This window comes from Streptomyces sp. NBC_01237, from assembly GCF_035917275.1.
Classification (GTDB): Bacteria; Actinomycetota; Actinomycetes; order Streptomycetales; family Streptomycetaceae; genus Streptomyces.
The window spans coordinates 476,001-500,177 of record NZ_CP108509.1; the positions used below are offsets into that span (position 1 = coordinate 476,001).

The following is a 24,177-nucleotide window of genomic DNA, read 5'->3' on the forward strand; positions in this document are numbered from 1 at the left end:
AAGAACGGCCCACGCATCGGCTGAGGCCACGCTCCGGCCCGGTGGCAGGAGACACACCTGAATCCGCTGAACTCGCGAAATGGTTACGTGCGCGCGTAGCCGGACAGACCATGCAGCAGCTGGAAGACCTGTTCCCCTACCCACGCGCCCAGTGGAGCGAATTCCTCAAGGGTCACAAGCTCATCACTCTGTGGCTGCTGGAAAACGTCGTCACCAAACTGGTCCCTCCACAGGACCAGCATCGGCAACGGGGCATCGGGCGCCAGCTGTTGAAAGCCGCCGAACAGGCCGACGCGGCTCGCCGAGCGGCCGGATCCGCTGCCGATCCGCCCGAGGGAACCGTGAACGAACTCCAGCTACGTCTGGACGACGCACGCCAAGGTCAGATCAAGGCACAGGCGACGGTGCAGGGTCTCACCCAGCTCATCTATGCCTTCGTGAGCGCGATGGCCGACCTCAAGCAACGCTGCAGGAACCTGGAGACCGAACGGGACACGGCACGTCGGCAACTGCGCCAGCAGGAGGCCAGCACCACCGCCAACCAGCAGCGCGCCGCCGAGAACAGACGGCGCGCGGCCGAGAATCAACAGCGCCTGGCCGAGACGGAGGAGCGTCTGGCCGAGGCCGAGAAGCAGTGCGCACGGGTCGAGGAGAGGCTGGCACGCGCCCGCCGGGAACAGCAAGAAGCCGAAGACCTGCGTATCGAAGCACTTCAGCAGGCCGAGCAGCACCGCCGCGCCTACCAGCAGCGCACCGGGAAGGACACTCCGGCCGGATCCCCTGGTGGGGACGGTGACTCGGTGCCGCCTCCTCAGCCGTGGGAGTACGACCGCTTCCTCGAAGCCGCTGACGCGCAGCTCGACTCGTACGGCGCCCACATGGACGCCATCCGTGAGCAGATCGGCATCCCGGCCCCGCCCGCATCCGACGAGCCGCGGACCATTCCTGGCGAGGCTGCCCCCACTCCCTCCCAGGACAGCACCGGCACCGGCACCGGCACCGCGAACATCACCCATGGTCCTTCCGCCGTGTCGGAGGACAACAGTGCCGACGGTGCCGACAACAGCGGCCGGAACCGTGGAGACGATCCCCGGGCGAACAGATCCGGATCAGCAGGCGGCCGAAGAGACAGAGGATGGCGCACGGTGCTGATCAGCACGACGTGCCTGGCTCTGCTGGCCGGCGGCTGGCTCGCCTGGGACCAGCTGCGGGACGAAGGAGTGAAGGTCCCGCCGGACACCCATGGGCCCCAGCGGGAAACCGACGAAGCGTCCCTGCCGGAGTCCGGCGTACTTCAGAAGGCGAAGAACAACGAAAAGATCAGAATCGGGGTGAAAGCCGACCAGCCGGGACTGAGCGAGAAGTCCGGCAACAAGTGGTCCGGATTCGATATCGAGTTCGCCAGGAACATCGCGAAGGCACTGGGATTCGGAGACAGGATCGAATTCATTGCAGCCGGTTCCCGCAGCCGGGAGGACATGCTGCAGAACGGGCAGGTCGATATTTTCGTGGGAAGTTACAGCATCACCCCGGGCCGTAAGGCCAAGGTGGCCTTCGCGGGCCCCTACCTCTCCACCAATCAGGGAGTCCTGGCAGTGGAGGATCCGAGCGACACCGACAAGAGCCGCATGGTGGAGGGAGGCGAAATAGTGACGAAGGAGGTCAACAGCCTTGAGGAGTTCCCCAACGGAACCAGAATCTGTACAGCGAGCGAGTCGATCTCCAAAGAGATCTTGGACGAATTTCCGGAGAAGGACTTCACCCTCGATGACAGCAAAACCGACTACAAGGCTTGCGTGGAAGAGCTCAAAGAATACCGGGACGCTTCTGCCGCATCCTGGAAGACCCACGTGGTGGTCACGGACAGAATCATCCTTTCCGGCTTCCTGACCCGTAACCCCGACCTCAAAGTGATCCGCGACTACTTGAAAGGAAGTACGACTCGCTGGGGTGTGGGCATGGCAAAGAACGACCCCGCCCTGCACCGCCTCGTGTGCAAATCCATCGCAGAACAGATCGAGGACAAGACCTGGGACGAACTGCGCGAGAGTCACCTTCAGGAGGGCATCGACAAGGCGATGCCCACAGATATCTACGTCACCGCCCCGCAAGAGAAGCAGCGAATCGAGTGCCGCGACAAGTAAGGCCCTTGGGCACGAAACCCTTCAGTGCTCTGCGCGGCAGGGGACGGCACGAGCGGCTCCGCCCGCTGACGCGGCGGACAACACACCGAGCAGTTCGAGCCGAGTTTCATCCACAACAAGCCAACTCCGCCACACTTCACGGAGGACCCCGTTCAGGAGCGGCTCGCCGCAATCCCATGGAGCGGGAATATCGCCGGGTTCCCGACGCGGGTGCCGTGTCCGTCGCCATGGCGCGGACTCCCGCGCTACGGCGCGGACCCGCGCCCCGCGGCGCCGCCCCCGGCTGCGGCACGCCCTCACAACCGGACGCTCCGGCCTGCGGATTGCCTGGCGGGCGGGCGAACGCGCCAACGGAGCGACCCGCCTCGGTGAGGGTGATCAGGCACTCCCCTCGGCCGGGAACCAGCTGATCATCTCGTTGTGCAGCGCCAGCGGCTGATCGTCGGACGAGAGCCAGTCCGTCTCACCCCGGCGCCACTCGTAGTCCCGATGACGGGCCGCGATCTCCTCGACGAGTTCGGCGGCCAGCCGGGAGGCTTCGTACAGGTCCTGGTCAGTGGTCTGGGAACTGGCGGCGACGATCAGGCCGCGGACCTCGGCGGAGTGGCCGTAGCGGAAGGCTCCCGTGCCGAGCAGGTGCGGATCGGTGTGGACGGACGTCCCGTTGTTGCGGCCCAGGCGCCGGTGGGCCGCGGCCTTGGCGGCCGCCTTCGGCAGGAACTGGCGCGCCTGGTTCCCGACCGTGATGGCACCCAGGACCGCGTCGGCGTGGCCGGCCTGCACGTCGGCCGTCGGGTCGAGGATGACGAATCCCATGGCGGGGCGGGGGTAGGGCCCGCGCGGCGCCTTGCCGGGGCCGGCGGTGTGGTTCCGAAGGATGCTCTCGGCGCGACGGTGCCCGAGGTCCGACAGCAGCTCGGTGAGTTCGGCGTCGTCCAGCATGTATCGGTAGGGGTTACGGCGCACGGCTGCCTGTACGCGCTGGGTTTCGGTCATGTCATTCTCCGATGCCGTCGACTTGAGGAACTGAGCAGCGAGTTGGGCTGTTCGGCGCGGCCGGATCACGGCCCTCGGACGCGTCGGCGGGCGACAGTTTCTGGACACGCAGGGGGGCCAATTCCGGACGTTGCCCACCGTTCGGGCCCAGGATTCATGGATGCCGTTTCCTGAACCGCGATCCCCAACTCGCCTGAAGGGGTAAGGGATTGGCCATGTCGCAGTACCGAGGCCGACTCCTCGGGACAATCCCCAATGGTCCACCCGGAGATCAACCTCGGCCCGTCGCCCGAGAGATCATGCACTCCCATCGGCCCCTTGGCAACGTCGTTGTATCTCACAGTGAGCTCGGCAACTGCCGCCATCCCCCCTATGACCAGGCACGATGACTCATCGATGAAACTCCAACTGTCGCTGAGCGTACGGACTCCGAAGAATCTCGAAGACCGAACGGCCTTGACCCCCGGGCGAGGCGCCTCGTAGGCTCCAGTTCGCCTGCAAGGTCTAGACCAGCCATTCGCGATTCGATTCTCTTCCGTAGACAGCTTTCTCTCCGTGTCGCGCCGAGCGGGACCGGAGGGGCAGTGAAGGAGTTGTTGAGTTTGACCACGCAAGTGTTTTCCAGGACTTTAGAGAAGTTTTCCGATGACGGGTTCACCGCCCTGGGGGAGGTGATCTCCCCCAGCGATCTCGCGGTCTACCGGGACATCTATGACCGCCTCCTGAGCGGTGACATCGAATCCGGAGACAAGAGATCCGATCTCGGCTCACACGTTCCACGCAAAGAGGGCGTGCGGGAGAACATCACCCAGATCATGTGGCCGTCGGCGCTCTATCCGCCGCTGTGCGATCTCCCGTTGCACCACAGGGCCCTCACGATGGCCCGTGAACTCATCGGCGCGGACGCGGAACTCGATTTCGACATGATGATTCACAAGGCCCCGCACACGGACGTTGCCACGCCCTGGCACCAGGACGCGGCCTACTGGGTCGACATGCCCGATCGCCGCGCCGTCTCGATCTGGGTGGCGCTGGACGACGCGGATCTCGACAACGGCTGCATGTGGTACGTCCAGGGCTCCCATCAGAAGCCACTGCGACCGCACCGCCCCACGAGCGACGGCAAGAACATCGAATGCGACTGCTCCGAGGACGAGCCGGGTGCCACGCCCGTGCCCGTACGGGCGGGAGAGGCGGTGGCGCACTCCGGGACCACACTGCATTACTCGCGCGGCAACACCACGGGCGGCACGCGACGCGCCTACATCCTCAACTACCGCCCCGCCGCCATGATCCAGCTCGAACGCGAGCGCGGCGCCGACCACGGCCTCAACGAGAACGTGCGGCAGGTCCGTAACCCGGACGCGGCCGAGGACTGACCGGCACGGCCGGGGCAGCCCGCGCGCCCCGCGCGCTCTGCCCACCGCGCAGACACTTCTCCGCCCAGCCGGGCCGGCCGATGGGCCGGCCCGGCCCTCAACGGCCAGAAAGGCATGCCGTGAACGCTGTCACGTTGACAGGCGCTGTGATGACCCACCCCAGGAGAATTGCCGCAGCCGAGGAGGTTGCGGCAAAGGACTCGCAGGGGCGCGTTCGCGTCGTCGTGGACCCGGACCCCACCGGCCCGCCCACCGCGCTGCGTACCGCGAATCCCTCGTGGAACTGTGTCGGGGACGCTGCGACACATCACATCGTCTTCCAGGACGATGTGCTCCTGGCCGAGGAATTCTTCGCGTACGTGGAGAAGACCGCCGCCGCCGTTCCGGGAGAGGCTGTCGCCTTCTACGAAGGGTGGGAGGGCAGGAACAGCGGCGTCGTGCGTCTGGGGGCCCTCACCGGGGAACACTGGGCGTACGCGATCGACGAGCACGTCCCGTCGCTGGCGCTGATGCTTCCGGCCGACGCCGCCCGGGGATACGCCCGGTTCGCCGCGGAGCACGGTGACGGGTGGCCGTACGACGTCGTCATTCAGCGGTACCTCAAGACGCTGGACATTCCGGTCAGACTCGCCGTTCCCTGCACGGTCGACCACGACGACGTGCCGAGCCTCGCGGGAAACAGCAAGCATGGGTGGCGGCGGGCAACTCTCTTCTCCAGCGAGGTTGTTGACGTCACTACCTACACGTGTGCCTCATTCTCCGTAGTGCCCTTCTACCAGTACGGGGAATCCAAGTGCGCGGTGCGCGGCGACGCGCGCTGGGAGTACCTGGACACCGACCGCTATCTGCGCCGGATCGGCCTGGCCGAACGCTGCGACGGCGACTTCGCCGATGCAGGCACAGTGGGCGCGAAGGGCGAGGCCGGTCTGCCCGCCGTCGTGCGCCGGCAGGTGTGGCTCACGGCCTTCGCGACAGGCGCCGTCGTCGCCGGACTGACGGAGCGGGACCCCGACCCCGAGACGGCCGGAGCCGTGATGGACTCCCTCGGCCCCGGTGGGCTGTGCGAGGAGTACACCGGCGCCGAACTTCTCCCCATGATTCCCCTGATCAGGGAACTGGCCCTGGCCGCCTTCGAATCCGGCCGGGCTGCGCGCCGGGCCGGCGGTGACACCACTGCCCCAGTCACCCCGGCGGCGGGCGTCGTGGTCACCGGTGGCAGTCCGGCGTTCGGTGAGCAACTGGCCGGGCTGCTCACCGACGCGGGCTGCGGCGCCGCGTATGCCGGACAGCTCGGCCCGGAACAGGACGGGGACGTACGCACCCTGGTCCACCTCGGTGATCCGCACAGCGGCCACCGCGTGTCGGATCTGCTCGCCGACGCCGAGAAGCTCGGGATCGAGCGTCTCGTCCATGTGAGCTCGGCAGCCGTCTACCGCGGCGCGGGCACCGGCGATCGCACGGAGGACTCGCTCTCCGCACAGCCGCACGACGCGGAGGCCCGCGCCTGGTGGGACGAGGAGCAGGAATGCCTGCGCTGGGGCGGCGAGACCGGCACCCCCGTGCAGATCGTGCGCGTCGCCGAGCAGGTGGGGGCGCACGCACCGCTGCGCGGTGTGCTCGCCACCTGGATGCTTCAGGCATGGACGCGCCGGCCCATGGTCCTGGCCGAAGGGCGCCACCACCAGGTGGTCGACCACCGCGACCTGGCGGAAGCACTCGCCGCCGTCCTCGCCGGGCCCGTACGCTCCCCCGTCTACAACGTGGCCTCGGCGCGTTACGACGAGACCGAGTTCGCCGAACTCGCCGCGGAGACGGCGCGGCGCACCCCCTGGGAGCAGGCTGCCGGCGCCGGTACGCCGCACACGCCCCCCATGTCCACCGCCCTGATCACGGCCGAGACCGGCTGGCAGGCATCGGCCCCGGTACGGAACGGGGCACGGGCACAGGCCCAGTGGCTGGCCTGCGACACCCACGACCACATCCCCGGCGCCCCGCGGCAGGACACCGATGCCTGAGGAACAGCAGACTCTCCGGCCGGAGAACACCACGGAGCCGGGTCTCTTCTCCCGGCAGTACGCCGCCGCCACCACGACGTTCAGCGTAGTGATGTTCCTGACCGGGTTCGCGGCGCTGGCCGTGGTGCCCACCCTGCCGACCGCCGCCCGGGACCTGGACGGTGTGTCCCTGTTCCCGATGGTGGCGGGCTGCTTCGTGGCCGCCAGCCTGTTGGGCGGGGTCATGGGCGGCCACTGGGCCGACCGGTCCGGGGCGCGCCGTCCGCTGGCGCTCGGCATGGTCCTCTCGGTGGTGACACTGCTGGTGTCGGCGTCCAGCGTGTCGATCTGGCAGCTCGCGATCGGCCGCTTCGTGGACGGGCTGGCGGCCGGAATGGTCGCGGTGTCGGTGACCACCGCGATCGGCCAGTCCTACCCGGAGTACCTGCGGCCCCGGATGCTCGCGATGATGAGTGCGAGCTGGGTCATCCCGTCGCTGGTCGGGCCGCCGCTGGCCGGTGTGGTCGCCGAGGTCTGGTCCTGGCGTGTGGTCTTCTACGGTCTGGCCGTCCTGACCGCGCTGCCCGCCCTGGCCCTGGTGGTCGTGCTGCGGGGAGCCCCGGCGGGGGGCCCGGACTCGGAGCCCGCCGATGCTCCGCCCGCGGAGGAACGGGCGGCGCGCCCGCCGCTCATGATCGCGGCGATGCTCAGCCTGGGCGCGGCACTCGGCCAGTACGGTGTGTCGGAGTGGGACGTACGCCACCTGGTGTTCGTCGCCGTCGGCGTCGTGCTCCTGGTGGCGTTCGCACCGAGACTGCTGCCGAAGGGTACGTGGCGCAGTGCCCGGGGACTGCCGACCGCGGTACTGCTGCGGGGTCTTACCTCCGGCACCTACTTCACCGTCGAGGCACTGGTGCCGTTGATGCTGATCACCGAGCGGCACGTCGCCGCGGTGGCGGTCGGCGTGGCGTTCACCGCCTCCGCGGTGTTGTGGGCCGGTGCCTCCTGGGTGCAGGGCAAACTGCTCCAGCACGTCGCCCGGCACCGTCTCGTCACGGCCGGCGCCCTGATCATGACCGCCTCCGTCGCCTTCGCGGTGCTGGGGAGCTTCTCGGCCGTGCCGCCGCTCACCGCGGCAGCGGCCATGCCCCTGGCGGCGATCGGGATGGGCCTGCTCGACCCCTGTGTCACCGTGCTGTCCCTCTCGCACAGTGCCCGGCACCGGCAGGGGCACACCACCAGCGCCATGCAGACCAATATGAACCTCGGCCAGGTCGTCGTCCTGGCGCTCGCCACCGCGGTGCTCAACGCCTGTCTCGCCGTGGGGACTTCGACGCTCGACGGCTATGCGACTGCCTTCGCGCTCCTGCTCGTGCCGACCGTTCTGGTCGCTCTCCTGGCCGTCCGCGCACGCAGCGACTGAACGCTGCCGTCTCGGCAAACCGGTCCGGACCTCTCACCTCCTGCAGTACTCCACCCTTCCGAAAGGGAACGTTGTGCGAAGTGACCTTGTCGTCATAGGTCTCGGTTACGTAGGTCTTCCTCTCGCGGTGGAAGCCGGCCGCTCCGGTCTGAGCGTCATCGGTCTCGACCGTGACGCGGCGACCGTCGCGCGGCTCAACGACGGTGTCTCGCACGTGGACGACATCGACGATGCCACCGTGGACGGTCTGCGGGCCCAGGGCTTCACGGCGACCACCGACGAGCGTGTCATCGCCGAGACGGACACCGTCGTCATCTGTGTGCCCACCCCGCTGTCGACCCACGGCGGACCGGATCTGACCATGGTCGAGAGCGCATGCGCCATGATCAGCCGCCAGTTGCGGCCCGGAACCCTGGTCGTGCTCGAATCGACCACCTACCCCGGAACCACCGACGAGGTGGTTCTGCCCATCCTCGAAAAGTCCGGTCTCACCGCGGGCACCGACTTCCACCTGGCCTTCTCGCCGGAACGGGTCGACCCCGGCAACAAGGTCTACGGGATCCGCAACACGCCCAAGGTCGTCGGCGGGTACTCGTCCGCCTGTGCCACCGCCGCCGCGGCCTTCTACGGAAAGATCGTCGACCAGGTCGTCCAGGCCGCCGGTACCCGCGAGGCCGAGATGGCCAAGCTCATCGAGAACACCTACCGGCACGTCAACATCGCGCTGGTCAACGAGATGGCGATCTTCTCCCACGAGCTCGGCATCGACCTGTGGGACGCCATCTCCTGCGCCGCCACCAAGCCCTTCGGCTACCAGGCGTTCCGGCCGGGGCCGGGGGTGGGCGGACACTGCATCCCGATCGACCCCAACTACCTGGCCCACAAGGTCCGTACGCTCGGCTATCCCTTCCGCATGGTGGAGCTGGCCCAGGAGATCAACACGCGGATGCCCCGGTACGTCGCCGAGCGGGCGCAGCAGCTCCTCGACAGCAGCGGCACCACTCTCAGCGGGGCGCGCGTCCTGCTGCTGGGCGTCACCTACAAGGCGGACATCGCCGACCAGCGGGAGACCTCCGCCCGCGATGTCGCCAGAAGGCTCCGCACCCTCGGCGCGGAGGTCTCCTACCACGACCCCTACATACGCGACTGGGAAGTGGACGGTACGCCTGTCCCCGAGGCCCCTGACCTGGTCGACGCCCTGGGCCGGACGGATCTGGCGATCCTCCTTCAGCAGCACAAGGCGTTCGACATGGCCGAGATCGAGGGCCATGCCCCGCTGCTCCTCGACACCCGTGGCTCCGCGCGCCCGCAGCCGCACGTCGCCCGTCTGTAGGACCCCCGTGCTGCCGGACATCCATTCGTAGACCCGGGCACGATGCCCGATCAGTTCTCAGGAGTACTTCTCATGTGTGGTATTGCAGGGTGGGTGGACTTCGCGCGCCCCGTGGACCAGGATCTCGCGCGGACCATGACGGCCACGATGGCCCGCCGTGGACCCGACGCGGAAGGTCTCTGGACCGGGGACCATGTCGCCCTCGGGCACCGGCGTCTCTCCGTCATCGACCTGGAGGGCGGCTGCCAGCCCATGGTGGCCGAGGAGGCGCCCGGCTCGCGAGCCGCGCTCACCTACAGCGGCGAGACCTACAACTTTCAGGAACTCCGCTCCCAACTGAAGTCGCTGGGACACCACTTCACCAGCCGGAGCGACACGGAGGTCGTTCTCCGCGCCTACCTCCAGTGGGGCGCCGGCCTCGCCACCCGGCTCGAAGGGATCTACGCCTTCGCGGTCTGGGACATGGACCGGGAGGAGCTCGTTCTGGTCCGGGACCGGATGGGCGTGAAGCCGCTGTACTACGCCGAGACTCCGTCCGGGGTGCTCTTCGGGTCCGAGCCCAAGGCGATCCTGGCCCATCCCGAGTTCAAGGCGGTGCTGGACGCCGACGGGCTGCGTGACATCCTGTCGGTGGCCAAGGTGCCCGGACACGCGATCTTCCGTGGCATGCGGGAGGTACCGGCCGGCTGCACGGTACGGGTGAACCGCGCCGGCCTCACCGAGGACCGCTACTGGCAGCTGGAGGTGGCCGAGCACACCGATTCGCTCGACCGGACCATCCACACGGTGCGCGAGCTGCTCGAATCCGTCGTCGAGCAGCAGATGGTGTCCGACGTGCCGCTCTGCACGCTCCTCTCCGGCGGCCTCGACTCCAGTTCCCTGACCGCGCTCGCCGCCCAGGTCACCCGGCGCAAGGGCCTGGGGCAGATCCGCTCCTGCTCGGTCACCGACCCGGACCTCGACGGCACGGCGGGAGCGGGGGCGAACGAGGATCACATCTACGCCCGCCTGCTCGCCGAGCATGTCGACTCCCTCCACAGCGAGCTGCCCCTGCACGCCCCCGACCTGCTCGCCCCGGACCTGCGGGCATCCGTCCTCAATGCCTACGATCTCCCGATCGCCAAGGGTGACGAACACGCCTCCCTGCACATGCTGTTCGGGATCGTCCGCGGGCATTCCACGGTCGCCCTCTCCGGGGAGTGCGGCGACGAGGTGTTCGGCGGGTACCGCTGGCAGCGCGACCCCGACGCGGTGTTCTCCACCACGTTTCCCTGGGTGCACGAGGGCCGCCACAACTACCAGGGCAACGACGTCGTCTTCACTCCGGACCTGCTCGCCAAGCTCGACCTCGACGCCTACGAGCGCGACTGCCACAGCAAGGCGGTCGCCGAGATCTCCGCGGGCGACCACCTCGACGACCCCGCCGAGGCCCGCTACCGCGAGGTCACCTATCTCGCTCTCACCCGTCACGCCCAGGTCCTCTTCGACCGCAAGGACCGCATGAGCATGGCCTGCGGACTGGAGGTCCGGGTGCCGTTCGCGGACCACCGCCTGGTCGAGTACACCTTCAACGTCCCGTGGGCCATGAAGAGCTTCGACGGACGCGAGAAGAGCCTGCTCCGCGCGGCCATGAAGGACCTGCTGCCCGAGGCGGTCGCCCAGCGCGTCAAGACCCCCTACCCGTCCATCCGGGCCGACGCCTACAACCGGACGCTCCGCGAGCGCCTGGCCGACGTCGTGCTCACCGGATCGAGTCCTCTCGCCCCCCTCTTCTCCTCCCGTCTCGGAACACGGATCCGCCAGGATGGTCCCGCCGCACTGGAGGAGGGGATGAGCCGGGCCGCCCTGGAGACCACGCTGCAGCTCGACGGCTGGCTGCGTACGTACGACGTGGACATCACCCTCTGACACGACACCCGTGCGGAGCCGGACACCGTTCCCGCACGGGAAAGCCGCCGCCCGGAGGAGCGTTGCACCGCGCTCTCCGGGCGGCGTCCCGGTGCGGGGGCAGGGACGGGTCGTGGACGACAACACGCTCGATGCCCCGGACACGTACGGGTGAGACGGGCTGCTGCGACGGGGCACCAGGGGCTGTTCGCCGGATGCACAATTCGCCCGCAGCAGAAAACGGGCGGCCGCTCCCCGGCAGCCGTCTAGCTTCGCACCATGAATCCCCTCCGGATCACCCCTGCCATCTGGCAGTTGCCCTTCCCCGTCGGGCACGTCCACATCGTGCGTCTGCCGGACGGATACGCCCTGATCGACACCGGAATGCCAGGGTCGGCCCCGGCGGTCCTGGACGCCCTGGAGCAGCTCGGCGGCCGTCCACAGGACGTGCGGCAGATCGTCTTGACCCACTCGCACGTGGACCACATGGGCTCCGCCGCCGACCTCGTCGAGGCCACGGGCGCCCGTGTGCTGGCCGGTGCACTGGACGCCCCGGTCATCCGAGGCACCGCCGCCGAACCCGAGCCGGTGCACACCGCCTCGGAGCGTGCCCTCCATGAGCAGATCTCGGCCGGCTTCTCGGACGGGGACATGCCACCCGTGCGACATGTGGCGGTGGACATCGAGCTGCGTGACGGCGACACCCTCACGGGCTGGTCCGAGCCCGTCCGCGTCCTGCATGTGCCGGGCCACACCCCGGGAAGCATCGCGCTCCACTTCACCGCCGGCAACGTGCTGTTCCCGGGCGACATCATCGCCACCGCGGAGGGCCGGGCCATCCTCGGCCCGTTCAACGTGGCCAGGGAGCAGGCCATCGACTCCTTCCGAAGGCTGGCCGCGCTGGAGGTCGAAACCGTGTGCGTACCCCACGGCGAACCGCTGTTGGCCGACGCGAGCGCGGTGCTCCGGGCGGCGACTCCGGAGAACGACTGGGTGTGAGCGTCGGGAAACCGACCAGCCTCTGTTCCACCCCGGCATACCGTTCACTCCCCCGGATACACCGCCGCGACGAAGAGGTCCACCGCCGGCTCGGGAAGCCCCGTGGAGGCGACTCCGATCACGCCCTCACGGCCGCCGTGGCTGCGGTGCGGGGGCGTCGGTCGTGGCTGCTTCGGTTGCGGCGTCGGCATAGCGGCGGGCCAGGTGCGCGAAGGCGTCCTTGAGCTCGGGCGGCCCGACGACCTCGATGTCGGCGTCGAACCTGCCGAGGGAAGCGGCCAGGCCGGGCCACGACCACGAGCCCATGACGAGCCGGCAGCGCGTCGGGCCGAGTTCCTCGACGATCGCGTCACGGGTGTAGCCGGACACGATGGCGGCGGGCAGGTCGAGGATGACCTCGCCGCGGCAGGGCCAGTCGCCCGAGCCGTCGGAGCCCCGGAACCTGCCGGCGACGAAGGCAGCCACATCGCCTCCGGGCAGCTCGCGCGAGGTGAAGCGGGGCCCGGTAGGGGTACGCGGGGTGAGGCGGTCGGCACGGAAGGTGCGCCAGTCCTCCCGGTCGAGGTCCCAGGCGACGAGGTACCAGCGCCCGCCCCGGGTGACGAGGTGATGGGGCTGCACCCGGCGCGGAGGCATGTGCACGCCCTTGCCGTCCTCCCCGGGTGGTGACGTGGGGGTGTAGTCGAAACGCAGCACTTCACGGGCGTGGACGGCGGCGCCGATCGCCATGAGCACGCTGCTGTCGACCTGGGGGTCCGGTCGGGCCGCGGGCCGTTCGACGGCAGTGACCTGGAGGGTGTCGATCCGGTGGCGCAGCCGTGCGGGCATGACCTGGCGAACAGTGGTCGACGCACGCGCCGCGGCTTCCTCGATACCCGCGATGGTGGTGGTGGCGACCTGGAGTGCGACGGCAAGGGCGACGGCCTGTTCGTCGTCGAAGAGCAACGGGGGCAGTTCCGTGCCGGCATCGAGCCGGTACCCGCCGTCGGGGCCCTTGACCGCCAGGATCGGATAGCCGAGTTCGCGCAGGCGGTCCACATCGCGGCGCACGGTGCGCGGGCTGATCTCCAGCCGCTCGGCCAACAGCGCCCCCGGCCAGTCCCGGCGCGCCTGGAGCAGCGAGAGCAAGGAGAGCAGTCGCGCTGAGGTCTTCGGCATGGCTTCATATTGCCTGAGGAAGCGGCCATCCCCTGTCCTCTTCTCTTGCGAGTGTGGTCTCTGCCGACGGAGAGCGCGCTGTCCCGGGGAGGGCCGATCGAGCATGCCGCCCCGGGCCCGCGGTCCCGCTGGGCCGGACCGCCGTTTTCCCCCTGCACAGTACGGAGACGAACATGTTCAACGCCGACGGCACCGCACGCGCGTCGCTGCGCCGACGATCGGCCGACGGGCGTGCTGCGGCATGAGCCCGACGGCCGTCCTCGATACCCGGGCGCTCAACCGCGCCACGCTTGCCCGGCAGTTGCTGCTCGACCACGCCGACGTACCGGTCCTCGACGCGGTCGCGCACCTCGGCGGTCTGCAGGCGCAGGAGCCGCAGGAACCGTTCGTCGGCCTCTGGTCACGGCTGCGTGCGTTCGACCCGGCGGAGCTCTCGGACCGGTTGGTCCGACGGAGCGTGGTGCGGACCCATCTCATGCGCCGTACCGTCCACCTCGTGACCGCCGACGACGCGCTGGCCTGGCGGGCCCGCCACGGCCCCATGCTGCGTCAACGGGTGCTGGGAACCTACCGCCGGGAACTCGACGGGATCGACCTCAACGAACTCGCCGCAGCAGGGCAGGCGGTCATGGCCGACGGCGAGCCACGCTCGATGACCGAACTCGCGCGGGCCCTCGCCGAACGCTGGCCGGCGCCGCCGCCGCGCGCACTGGGCGAGATGCTGATCGCCGCCCTCCTCCCGGTGGCGCAGCTGCCGCCGCGCGGGCTCTGGCGGCAGAAGTCAGGTGTGCGCAACGTCCTGCTCTCGTCCTGGCTGGGCCGCGAGATCGCCGAGCCCTCCCCCGACAGCTCCGATCCTGTGGGCCAGGCGCTGGTACGACGCTATCTGGCCGCGTACGGTCCCGCGGCCTCCGCCGACCTGCGTGCCTGGTGCGGGCTCGCCGGGCTTCCCGCGGCGATCGCCGCGATGCGCGAGGAGTTGGTCACCTTCCGCGACGGGAACGGCCGTGAGCTCCTCGACCTCCCCGACGCACCGCTCCCGGACCCCGGCACACCTGCCCCGGTACGGTTCCTGCCCGCGTTCGACAACGCGATCCTCGGCTACCACGACCGCGGCCGCATCATCGACGACGCCGACCGCGGCCTGTCGGTCGCCGGTGCTCGCGTCGTTCTGGTCGACGGCCGGGTCGCCGCGACCTGGAGTACCGAGGCGGGCACCGTGATCGTCACACCGCTGCACCGTTTCTCCCGAGCCGACCGCACCGACGTCGCCGAACAGGGCCGGGCGCTGGCGTCGTTCCTCTCCGACGGCGACAGCCACGGCGTACGGATCGCCGCTTCCGGCTGATCAGCGTGCACCCACGAGCCGCTTCCGGGGTGGGGCGCTGACGGCTGATCGCGGTGGGCGTACGGCCCGTATCGTCCTGCCCCTCCGGGCGGGTCAGGTGAGGTTCTCCTCCAGGCGGGTCAGGTAGGCGTCGATGAAGTGGTCCCGGATGCCGTCCGTGGTGGGGGCGAACAGATCGGCGGTCATACCGCTGATCCTGTCCTGGATCCCGGGGATGAGGGGCATCCGGTCACGCAGGGCGCCCAGAGCGTCGAAGTAGCGCAGTTGATCGACATGGGCGAACAGGGGCGCCGGAGGGACCTGGGGGACGATGTCGTTGTTGTTGACGAACCGGTGGGTGCGGTTCCTGAGAGCGGTGTTGTAGGCATTGGCCAGCGTGCGGTCGCAGGTCCGTGGCTGCCCGTAGGTGTAGATCCCGGCGGGGAGGATGCCCCCCTCGAAGTGGAGCCGGGAACCCGCCAGCATCGCCAGCGCACCACCGAGGCTGTGCCCGGCCAGCCACACGCTCTGGCCCCGGTCGGTGAACTCGGTGACCGTGTCGCGGACATGCGGGTACACCGAGGCGAGTGCCTGGTGGAACCCGTAGTGCACGAATCCCTTTCCACCGGGGCCGGGGACGGGCGGAGTGTTGGTGTCGGAGAGCCAGTCCCGGATGTTCATCGGCTCAGTCCCGCGGAAGGCGACGAGCACCATGTGCTCGCTGCCCGCGACGTACGCCTGGGTGTCCTCCAGAGGGAAGGGCATCGCATGCGGCGAGACGAAATGCCGGAACCGGTCGAAGCCCCGGCCGGAGAGTTCCTCACGGGCCCCGTCGGCGTCCAGATAGGCGGCACGGGCCGCCCTGGCCAGCCAGTAGGCATGGGCGAGGTCGTACCCGCTCTGGTGGTGATCGAGGTCGGGGATGGGCACGGGAGCCTCCAGATGCGACGGATGGATCGGGCTGCTCCGCATCCTTGGGCATCAGGCCCCGCCAACGCCCGCTCCCGCTCACCCATTCGGACGGCGCGCGGAAGCAACACCCGGTCGGCCTCCTCCCTCGTGGTCGGCCCCTGGCGGTGTCCGGTTCTCGCGTCCCCGTCACCGCCGCCCGCCCTCTGAACGCGGAACCGCGCGTGGTGTGTCAGAGGCCGCCCGTGCAGAGAAGGCGGTTGGGTGAACCCGCGCCCGGCGAGATCACGGCCCCTGTCGTCGAGGCGTCGGTGAGGCGACGGGTGATCTCCTCGGGAGTGGCCCCGGGGTCCTGCTCCTTGAGGAGTGCGGCCGCGCCGGCGACGTGGGGGCTCGCCATGGACGTACCGCTGAGCGTGCGGGAGCCGCCGCCGAGCTGTGCGGAGACGATGCCGACTCCGGGTGCGTACAGCGAGAGGCACGGGCCGAAGTTGCTGAAGCCCGCCTGGTGGTCCTGCCGGTCGACCGCACCGACGGCGAGGGCCTTCTCGGCCCGCGCCGGCGAGGCGTCGCAGGCGTCCTGCGCGTCGTTGCCCGCGGAGACGACAGGCAGGACACCGCGATCGGCCACCGCGTCGGTCGCGGTGTCGATCGCACGGGACGCCGAATCGCCGATGGACGCGTTCAGGACCGCCGGGGTCCGAGCGTGGCCGGCGATCCAGTCGAGTCCGGCGATGGTCTGCGCCGCGGTGCCGTCACCGGTGCAGTCCAGCACACGGACGGCGACGAGGGAGACCTCACGCGCGACACCGAAGGTCCTGCCGCCGACCGTTCCGGCCACGTGGGTGCCGTGGAAGTGGCAGTCCTGGCCGTTGCGCCCGTCCTGGACGGCGTCGAATCCCACGGTGGCGCGCCCTTCGAACTCGGCGTGCGCGGTCTCGATCCCGGTGTCGATGATGTACGCGGTGACGCCACGGCCCGTTCCGGTGACGGTGAACCGGCCGTCGAGGGGAAGACCGCGCTGATCGATCCGGTCGAGCCCCCAGCTCCCGGCCTCTGCCGCGGCTCCGCTCCCCGGGGCCCCTGCACCTCCGGTCGTCCCGTTCGCCGTCCCGGGCGACGACATCACGTCGACGGTGATCTCGCTGTTCTCCTCGATGGCCTCGACGGCGGGAAGGGTGCGCGCGAGCCGCAGTTGGAGCGGCGTGAGAACGGCGGCGAACCCGCGCAGCGCTGTGCCGTACGTGAACAGAGGTCTGACACCCAGTTTCCCGAGCACGTCGTCGGGCGAGAACGCGGGCTTGACCGTGACGATGTACTCGCCCGGCACCGCCCGGACAGAACGTTCCACCCCGAGCGGGCTCCCGCCGGGCGCGTCCACCGCGCCCGCCGTGCCGGTCACCGGGGCCAGCACGAGAGCAAGAGCCGCCATCCAACGCATACGTACGCGCATACACACTCCGTCGAGGATGAGGAACCGAACACCGACGGGCGCCGCCATGATCCGTCGGCGCCCTCTGTCCGTTTCGGCCGAACGCGCCCTCGGCTTGAGCGGTGCCGAACGATGCCGTTCCGGTGGGGTGTTGCCGCCTCGGAGGGCTGATGACCGGTCGTGGCCGAGCCGGTCGCGTGGCGAGTGGTGGTCAGGAGCGCTGTACCAACGCGGTGAGCAGCGTGGGCAGGGTGGCACACGGGTCGCTGTCGCCGTCGCGGGTGAGCACGACGATGCCGGTGTCCTGGTCGGGGAGCCGGACCAGGAGCGAGCGGTGGCCGGGGTTGTCGCCGTGGTGGAAGTGTGCCCGGTGTCCGGCCAGGGTGCCCAGGAACACTCCGTAGCCGTATCCGGTGGCGAGGAGAGGCGTCGCGAACGGGGTGCGGGGGACGGCGTGCGGGGTGTACATGCTGCGGAGGGAACCGGGGTTGAGAATTTCGCCCTGTTCCAGCACGCGGGCCCAGCGGGCGAGGTCGCGGGCGGTGGACCAGAGGTCGCCGGTGCCGGGCAGGAGGGAGAGGTCCGTCGTGCCGTTCTCCGCGCGTGCCCGTTGACCTGAGGTGCCGGTGTGGTTCAGGTGCAGGGGGAGGAGAATCCGCTCGCGGAGGATGTCGGTGTACGGACGTGCGCCGGCCTGCTCGATCATGCGGGCGGCCAGGACGTATCCGGGGCTGCTGTAGTGCCACCGGTCCCCCGGGGCGCTCAGCAAGGGCAGCCGCATGATCCGGGCAAGGGTCTCCGCACGCGAGGGGGGCGTGTGCGAAGAGGGTTCGGGAACCGCGTCCCAGTGGGGCAGTCCGGACGTATGCGTCAGCAGGTGGTGAAGAGTGACGTCGGCCCATGCGGGCGGGCAGCCGGGGAGCCCGTCGGCCGGTCGGTCCGTCAGGGACAGGACGCCGTCCTCGGCGAGAAGGAGCGCGGTGGCCGCCACGAACTGCTTGCTGAGGGAAGCGATCTGGAACCGGGTCCCCGATGGGCAGCGAGTCCCCGTCCCGGGTTCCGTGCCCGTGTACGCCTCATGGACCACGACGCCGTCACGGGTCATCAGCACAGCTTCGGTCGGACTCATGAGGAGCAGCCAATCATGCGCGGGAGGTGCTGTCCGGCTGCACTTCGAACCGATCAACGGTCGCCGCGGATCCGACCGCACCCGCCTGCCACCACGACGTGGGTGCATAGCGAAGGGCGGTCTTGTCTGAGGCGGGCGACTCCGTCAAAGTTGGGGCTTGTTTGTTCCGAGGAACGGGGGCCGTACGAAATCGTCGTCACGCCCCGTCGTCGCGATGCTATGGGCACGATCCGCCCCGGCCGCGGGCCGGATTGCTCCTCCCGGAAGGACAACTGTGGAACTGCCGCGCCCCGAGTTGATGATCAATTCTTCTGAGCGTCTTGAATCCGTGGTGGCCAAAGTAGTGCAGGAGTGCCAGAACGGGCTGCCGGAACGAATCATCCATCTGTCGAGCGAGGTGGGCTGGCCGGCCCTGCGGAAGCGTCTGGACACGTATGCGCGCCGGATCGAGGCGTCCGTGGAGGAATGGGAGAGCGGCCTGCGGATGCGGCTTCCGCGAGCGGCCGTGACGGTCGAGGAGCGGGCATCGTCCATCGTGGTCCATGGCCATCGCGCCGGACCGGGCGTTGCGCGCGGTGGCCCTTTGTTGCCGGCGCCGGAGCAGGCTGCGGAGGTCTGGCAGCTCGCCGAGTACCTCACGGGTCTGCCGGCCGGCACCGGCTCCCTGCCCGCCGGTGACGAGGAACGGCTCCGGGCCGCGCTGAAGCACGAGAGCTGGCTGGTGGCCACGCTCGCGTGTGATGTGCTGAACCGGTCCGGGGTCCCGGCGGTGCCGCGATTCGTGCGTGACCACGATCCCCACCAACGTGTCGGAACGGGGGACGCCTCCCGCGGTGACGGTACGTTCACCGAGGTGTGGGAGGCCCGCATCAGCGTCGACGAGTACGCGCTCTTCGAGGCGGTACACCCGGGCTACGCGGTGCAGATGGCGGAGTTGGGCCGCATGGTGCGGTCCCATTGCGGTGCGCTGCCGGGCGCGGTACTCGATGTGGGAAGCGGGCCCGGCCTGCCGACGGTGATGCTGGCCGAGATGTTCCCGGGCGCGCGGATCGACGCGGTGGAGCCCAGTCCGGCGGCCATCCCTCATCTGGTGAAGAACACCTCGGGTCATGCGGTGTCCGTGCACAGGACAGGGATCACCGACTTCACCGGCCCCCGCGACTACCCGGTGACGGTCTCGGTCGGCGCCTCCCACCACATGGACACACGTATGTTCCTGCGTGGTCTGAAGCGGCACACGGCCCCCGGGGGGCTGATTGTCGTCGCGGACGAGATGGTCGCTCCGTATGCGTCGGAATCCGAACGGTCGCGGGCTGTCATCGACCACCATTTCGTCTATATGGACCAGGCGCTCGCCCATGTTCCGGAAGCCCGTCTCCCGTCCGTCGAGCAACGCCGCGTCCGGGCCCTGCGCGACACGGACCGGCGGGTACCGGAGCGTTTGGCGGACCTTCTCGAAGAAGTGCGCCAGGACCGGTGGTTCCATGTCGGGGATGACAGCCCGTGGCAGCGCGTACGTTTCTGCGTTCTGGAACTCGAAGCCCTGGTGGCTGGAGTCGACTACGACGTGGAGCGCAAAACCTGGGTGGAGAATTTCATGACCCTGGCTCAGGACGAGGGGCTGGAGCCCGTCGAGCACCGCCGGGTCCACGCCACGGTGGGAGGCCGTGACCTCGATGCGGGTACCCATGTTGTTGCTTTACGTAATCCCCATCTGTCGCCCGTAGCTTCGAGGACGTTGTGACCGAACCGCATCGACGCCCCACGGCCCGTATCCACATCGAGAGCCGTGAGTGCAGCCCACAACTGCTGGAGCGGCTGACCGGCGCGACGTACTTTCCCGAACGGCTGCTGGGACCCGCGATCATCAACACGGTGTGCCGTCGTGACGGTCACCTGCTGTATGTGACAGCCCCGGGCCTGATCGACGCCGACCAGCAGGTGGACTACTACCTGGGCCTCCTGTCGGACGACGCTCACGAGGCGGGTACGGGCGAACTGCGCCGCAAACGCGACCTGGTCCGCATCGTGCCCCTTGACGATGCCTCCACGCGATGGCTGAGCAGCAAGGTTCTGGATCCCGCCAGCACGCGGGCAGCCTCTGTGCGGGAGGTGCTACGGGAGTTCGCGGACACCCACCGGCGCACCGGAGCGGATGTGCGGCTGAGCTATTTCGAGCCGTCCCGGCCGCTGGAACAACTGGCCCGCGAGCTGGAAGTGCCCGGCACTCAGCCCTCCGCTTCCCACATCCCGCTGGGAACCAAGCACGCCGGCCGCCAGATCTTTGCCGCCGCCGGCATTCCGGTACCCGCGGGCAGCAATGTGTGCCGTGACACCGCGGCACTCGCCGCAGAAGTGACCGAACTGGTCCGGGCCGGGAAACGCACACTGGTGTTGAAGCTCAACAGCACCGCGTACGGCGGGGGCCTGGGCAATGCGCTGCTCACACTGGACGACGGGATCGCCTCGGCACCCGATGACAGCGTCGAGCAGCAGATCTGCCGGGCACTGCCTCAGTCGTCCCTGATGGATCCCAAGATCACCTGGGACGACTACGTCACCCTGATGAAGGAATCCGGGGTGATCGCCGAAGAGATGATCACGGATGTCCCCCTGCCCAGCCCGAGCTTCCAGGGGCGCCTGACCGACCGTGGCACCGTGGAAGCCGTGTCCACTCACGACCAGGTCCTCGGTGCCAACGGACAGAGCTACCAAGGCTGCACCTTCCCGGCCCACTCCGACTACCGGCAGTCGATCATCGAGTACGGGCTGCGGGTGGGCGAGGTACTGGTGGAACTCGGCGTCAACGGCGGGGACTACGGAGTGGACTTCCTCGCCGTGCGCTCGGGGTCCGGGTGGCGCCTGCTGGGCTGCGAGATCAATCTCCGTGCCACAGCGACCAAACACCCCTTCACCATGGCCGTCGGCCTTCTCGGCGCGGAGCCGACAGCGGACGGGCGTCTCCTCGTGGACAACACCGAGTACGTCTATGAGGCGTCGGACGCCATCATGGACCAGCGCTACAAGGGGCTGCGCCCGGCCCAGCTCATCGAGGCCGTCACCGGTTCCCCGATCGGCTTCGACCCGGTGGAGAAGACCGGCGTGGTGCTGCACATGATGAGCCCCGTCATGGAGTACGGGAAGTTCGGCGCCCTCTGCATCGGCCGGAATCGCGCTCAAGCGACAGCGCTCATGCGACAACTGCACGATCTCGCACAGCAGTTGACTGCGTCGCGATAGCCGCCGGGAGCCGTCGCGCGTCCACACCGCGAGGTGCGGTGTGGACGCGCGGCGGTCCGGACATTGTCCTATCCGCGTTCGCGGAGGTAGACCTCCAGCGAGGCCGCCCCGGTCAGCATCGCGCGCCCGCGGACGGACAGCCGGCCGCGCCAGTCGCGCAGGGCGGCCTCCAGTGGCTCCAGTCCGCCGGCCGCCCGCACCTGGGAGAGCAGTGGGGCGATCTGCTCCAGCAGATGGCCGCCCCGTCTGAGCTGATGGGCCAGCCGGGCATCCCGCACGTCGGCGTCGCCGTAGACGCGGTATCCGGTGCGCGGGTCGCGGTGCGGGAGCACCAGCCCGGCGCGCTCCCATGTGCGCAGTGTCGCGGGCCGGATTCCGAGCTTCGCCGCCAGTGGCCCGATGAACGTGCCGCCGGGCCCGGACACCGCGGCCGGTCCGGCGTCCGCGTCCGCCCCCGATGCCTCCATGGGCTCCAGGCCGCGGAGCGCGCTCTCCACGGCCTGGAGTGTGCGCCGGTCCTCAAGGAGTTGGGCGTGGCTCTCGTCGATGAGGCGGAATGCCTCATCGGCCACTCCCTCGTTCACCGCCCGCATGATCGACGCCGACCTCTGGTGGCCATGGCCGGGCACCAGGGCGAGGAACGCGTCCAAGGCCCGCGCGTGCAGCGGGGTATAGGTGCGGTAGCCGTGGGGTGTGCGCCCGGCGGCCGGAAGGATGCCGGCCTCCTCGTAGTTCCGGACGGCCTGTGTCGACAGGCCGTGTCCACGCGCCAGGTCGATCGGCCGGAGCCGCTCACCGATTTGAGGGTTCTGACCCATGATCCTGCCGATATCGCGAGAAAGTCACCACCGAAGGTTCAACGATACCGTTGAAGGCATGGCTACTGACATCAAGGACACCGTCCATGCGGTCGAGGCTGCCGCCGTCATGAGGCTGCTCCCGAACCGGCCCCGGCTCCTCGCCCTGGGCGAGCCCACCCACGGCGAGGACGCTCTGCTCGACCTGCGCAACGAGCTCTTCCGGCAGCTTGTCGAGCAGGAGGGCTACGGGACGATCGCGATCGAGAGCGACTGCGTGATGGGCCTGGCCGTGGACGACTACGTCACCTCGGGCAAGGGCACCCTCGACGGGGTCATGGAGCACGGATTCAGCCACGGCTGGGGCGCCTCCGCGGCCAACCGCGAGCTCGTGCGCTGGATGCGCGCCCACAACGACGGCCGGCCCGTGTCCGAGCGGATCCGCTTCGCCGGTTTCGACGGCCCGCTGGAGATCGCCGGGGCCGCGAGCCCCCGGCAGGCCCTCGTCGCACTCCACGGCTACCTCGCGGCCCATGTGGACGAGGGCCTGCTCCCCTCCACGGCGCAGACGCTCGACCGGCTGCTCGGCACCGACGACCGGTGGACCGATCCCGCCGCGATGACGGACCCGTCCCGGTCCGTGGGGCAGTCGGCCGAGGCGAGACGGCTGCGGCTGCTCGCCGACGATCTGGTGGCGCTGCTCGACACACAGACCCCGCACCTGATCACCACGGGTCCGCAGGACGACTGGGACCGGGCGCGCCTGTACGGGCGCACCGCCACAGGCCTGCTGCGCTACCACTACTGGATGGCCGACACCTCACCGGCCCGTATGACCCGGCTGGTGGGCCTGCGGGACCAGATGATGGCCCACAACATCCTCGCCGTCGCCGAACGGGGCCCGGCACTCATCCACGCCCACAACGGCCATCTCCAGCGGGCGAAGAGCACGATGACGATGGGCGGGACACAGGTGGAGTGGTGGAGCGCCGGCTCGCTGGTGGGCGCGCGGCTCGGCGAGGAGTACGCATTCGTGGCCACTGCGCTCGGCACGATCCGGCACCACGGAGTGGACACACCGCCGCCGGACACCGTCGAAGGGCTCCTGTACGCGCTCCCGGAGGACCGCTGCCTCGTCGACGCCCCCCGGCTGGCCACCGCCCTCGGCGACACGCTGCCCGCGCCCCGTACATCCCCCTGGTTCGGCTACGCCCCGCTCGACCCGGCCCAGTTGGCGGACAGCGCCGGGATCGTGTTCGTCAAGGACGTCCCCCACAGACCGTAGGACATGACCGGCGGATGACTGCCCCACGGCAGATGTAGTTCGGGGCATTCATCCACCCCGCGGGACATGGCCGAGGGCAGGCCGGGTCAGGTCGTCGCGAACTTGGAAACGTACTCGTCGAAAGGCTCGATGCCGACTTCCGCACGGAGTTCGTCCACGCGCTCGGGCTCTTCACAGGGCCACGGAATCGGTGCCCCGTCCTTCACGACGGCGATCTGGGTGCCGTAGACCTGCTTGCGGCCCTCATCGGCCCTCGTGCGGTCGCGCAGAAAGGCCAGCTCGCGCGGGCCTGCCAAGCCTGCCGACACCGCCTGCTCCATCAACTGGAGAGCGCGCCGCCGGACATCGAGTTGACGGGGAATCATGCGTACTCGACTCGTGCTTGTCAGTGCGGCGAGGGGAGCCGCCCTGCTGCCCGGCGGTACCCTCGCCACCGTCCAGGCGGCACCCGCGCCCTCCGTCACCGGCGCGACGGCCACCTCGCCGGCCACCCGTACGTGGATCTACGTCGGCACCTACAACGCCGAGCGCCGGTGCCACGACGACGGGGTGAACTCGGCCTGCGCCGAGTGGGAGCGCCGGAAGGCCGGCAGCGGCAAGTGGCGCCTCTGGATGAACGACGCCTCGTAGTCCCGCTCCGGTCCGCCCACGGAATGCCCCTGCCCCGTACGGAAACCGAACCACTCCCGAAACAGGAACAGCAGGGTCAGCATCGAAGGCCACCCGCCCGCGGGTGAGGACCTGA

At 69.4% G+C, this 24,177-nt stretch carries 18 protein-coding genes and 1 pseudogene; 12 read left to right on the forward strand and 7 right to left on the reverse strand.

Annotation, left to right across the window (positions count from 1 at the left end; all coding sequences use genetic code 11):
- Positions 1-110: 110 nt before the first annotated feature.
- Positions 111-2,144: a transporter substrate-binding domain-containing protein gene (locus tag OG251_RS38610; protein WP_326681938.1), complete on the forward strand. Its 2,034-nt coding sequence runs from the start codon at positions 111-113 to the stop codon at positions 2,142-2,144.
- A 378-nt stretch (positions 2,145-2,522) separates the two neighbouring features.
- On the opposite strand, the gene OG251_RS38615 is transcribed toward OG251_RS38610, so the two are convergent.
- Complete coding sequence (locus tag OG251_RS38615; protein WP_326681939.1) at positions 2,523-3,140, reverse strand: hypothetical protein; 618 nt, start codon at positions 3,138-3,140, stop codon at positions 2,523-2,525.
- 602 nt (positions 3,141-3,742) lie between these two features.
- Here OG251_RS38615 and OG251_RS38620 point away from each other — a divergent pair.
- The 6 genes from OG251_RS38620 to OG251_RS38645 all read left to right on the forward strand — a co-directional run bounded on the left by OG251_RS38620 (position 3,743) and on the right by OG251_RS38645 (position 12,155).
- Complete coding sequence (locus OG251_RS38620) at positions 3,743-4,519, forward strand: phytanoyl-CoA dioxygenase family protein (RefSeq protein ID WP_326681940.1); 777 nt, start codon at positions 3,743-3,745, stop codon at positions 4,517-4,519.
- A 149-nt stretch (positions 4,520-4,668) separates the two neighbouring features.
- Positions 4,669-6,534: an NAD-dependent epimerase/dehydratase family protein gene (locus OG251_RS38625; RefSeq protein WP_326681941.1), complete on the forward strand. Its 1,866-nt coding sequence runs from the start codon at positions 4,669-4,671 to the stop codon at positions 6,532-6,534.
- A complete protein-coding gene (locus OG251_RS38630) occupies positions 6,527-7,936 on the forward strand; it encodes an MFS transporter (protein WP_326681942.1) in 1,410 nt (469 codons plus the stop codon). The genes OG251_RS38625 and OG251_RS38630 overlap by 8 nt, the downstream gene beginning before the upstream one ends.
- Before the next feature lie 73 nt (positions 7,937-8,009).
- Positions 8,010-9,269 carry a nucleotide sugar dehydrogenase gene (locus tag OG251_RS38635; protein WP_326681943.1) on the forward strand — a complete coding sequence of 420 codons (1,260 nt, stop codon included), beginning with the start codon at positions 8,010-8,012 and terminating at the stop codon, positions 9,267-9,269.
- Between the two features lie 72 nt (positions 9,270-9,341).
- On the forward strand, positions 9,342-11,177 hold the full coding sequence (gene asnB / locus OG251_RS38640) for an asparagine synthase (glutamine-hydrolyzing) (protein ID WP_326681944.1): 1,836 nt from the start codon (positions 9,342-9,344) through the stop codon (positions 11,175-11,177).
- 258 nt (positions 11,178-11,435) lie between these two features.
- Positions 11,436-12,155: an MBL fold metallo-hydrolase gene (locus tag OG251_RS38645; protein WP_326681945.1), complete on the forward strand. Its 720-nt coding sequence runs from the start codon at positions 11,436-11,438 to the stop codon at positions 12,153-12,155.
- A 126-nt stretch (positions 12,156-12,281) separates the two neighbouring features.
- On the opposite strand, the gene OG251_RS38650 is transcribed toward OG251_RS38645, so the two are convergent.
- Positions 12,282-13,313, reverse strand: a complete 1,032-nt coding sequence (locus tag OG251_RS38650) for a helix-turn-helix transcriptional regulator (RefSeq protein ID WP_326681946.1) — start codon at positions 13,311-13,313, stop codon at positions 12,282-12,284.
- 241 nt (positions 13,314-13,554) lie between these two features.
- Here OG251_RS38650 and OG251_RS38655 point away from each other — a divergent pair, with 241 nt between their 5' ends.
- Positions 13,555-14,661: a winged helix DNA-binding domain-containing protein gene (locus OG251_RS38655; protein ID WP_326681947.1), complete on the forward strand. Its 1,107-nt coding sequence runs from the start codon at positions 13,555-13,557 to the stop codon at positions 14,659-14,661.
- Between the two features lie 93 nt (positions 14,662-14,754).
- Here the strand turns inward: OG251_RS38655 and OG251_RS38660 are convergent, their stop codons facing one another.
- The 3 genes from OG251_RS38660 to OG251_RS38670 form a co-directional block, all read right to left on the reverse strand.
- Complete coding sequence (locus OG251_RS38660; RefSeq protein ID WP_326681948.1) at positions 14,755-15,570, reverse strand: lipase family protein; 816 nt, start codon at positions 15,568-15,570, stop codon at positions 14,755-14,757.
- Positions 15,571-15,781: 211 nt separating this feature from the next.
- On the reverse strand, positions 15,782-17,002 hold the full coding sequence (locus tag OG251_RS38665) for a S8 family peptidase (protein WP_326681949.1): 1,221 nt from the start codon (positions 17,000-17,002) through the stop codon (positions 15,782-15,784).
- Positions 17,003-17,192: 190 nt separating this feature from the next.
- On the reverse strand, positions 17,193-18,110 hold the full coding sequence (locus OG251_RS38670) for a serine hydrolase domain-containing protein (protein WP_326681950.1): 918 nt from the start codon (positions 18,108-18,110) through the stop codon (positions 17,193-17,195).
- Positions 18,111-18,384: 274 nt separating this feature from the next.
- On the opposite strand from OG251_RS38670, the gene OG251_RS38675 reads away from it, so the two are divergent.
- Together OG251_RS38675 and OG251_RS38680 are read left to right on the forward strand one after the other, a co-directional pair.
- Positions 18,385-19,854 (forward strand): class I SAM-dependent methyltransferase, encoded by a 1,470-nt coding sequence (locus OG251_RS38675; protein ID WP_326681951.1) that lies wholly within the window; start codon positions 18,385-18,387, stop codon positions 19,852-19,854.
- Positions 19,851-21,350, forward strand: a complete 1,500-nt coding sequence (locus OG251_RS38680) for a peptide ligase PGM1-related protein (RefSeq protein ID WP_326681952.1) — start codon at positions 19,851-19,853, stop codon at positions 21,348-21,350. The genes OG251_RS38675 and OG251_RS38680 overlap by 4 nt, the downstream gene beginning before the upstream one ends.
- 68 nt (positions 21,351-21,418) lie before the next feature.
- On the opposite strand, the gene OG251_RS38685 is transcribed toward OG251_RS38680, so the two are convergent.
- Positions 21,419-22,168, reverse strand: coding sequence for a TioE family transcriptional regulator (locus OG251_RS38685; RefSeq protein WP_326681953.1), 750 nt, complete (start codon positions 22,166-22,168; stop codon positions 21,419-21,421).
- Positions 22,169-22,226: 58 nt separating this feature from the next.
- On the opposite strand from OG251_RS38685, the gene OG251_RS38690 reads away from it, so the two are divergent.
- Positions 22,227-23,432, forward strand: a complete 1,206-nt coding sequence (locus tag OG251_RS38690; protein ID WP_326681954.1) for an erythromycin esterase family protein — start codon at positions 22,227-22,229, stop codon at positions 23,430-23,432.
- A gap of 86 nt (positions 23,433-23,518) precedes the next feature.
- Here OG251_RS38690 and OG251_RS38695 read toward each other — a convergent pair.
- Positions 23,519-23,788: pseudogene (locus OG251_RS38695) on the reverse strand (DUF6624 domain-containing protein); the annotation flags it as partial.
- A gap of 7 nt (positions 23,789-23,795) precedes the next feature.
- Between OG251_RS38695 and OG251_RS38700 the strand changes: the two are divergent.
- On the forward strand, positions 23,796-24,062 hold the full coding sequence (locus tag OG251_RS38700) for a hypothetical protein (protein ID WP_326681955.1): 267 nt from the start codon (positions 23,796-23,798) through the stop codon (positions 24,060-24,062).
- The last annotated feature ends 115 nt before the right edge of the window (positions 24,063-24,177 follow it).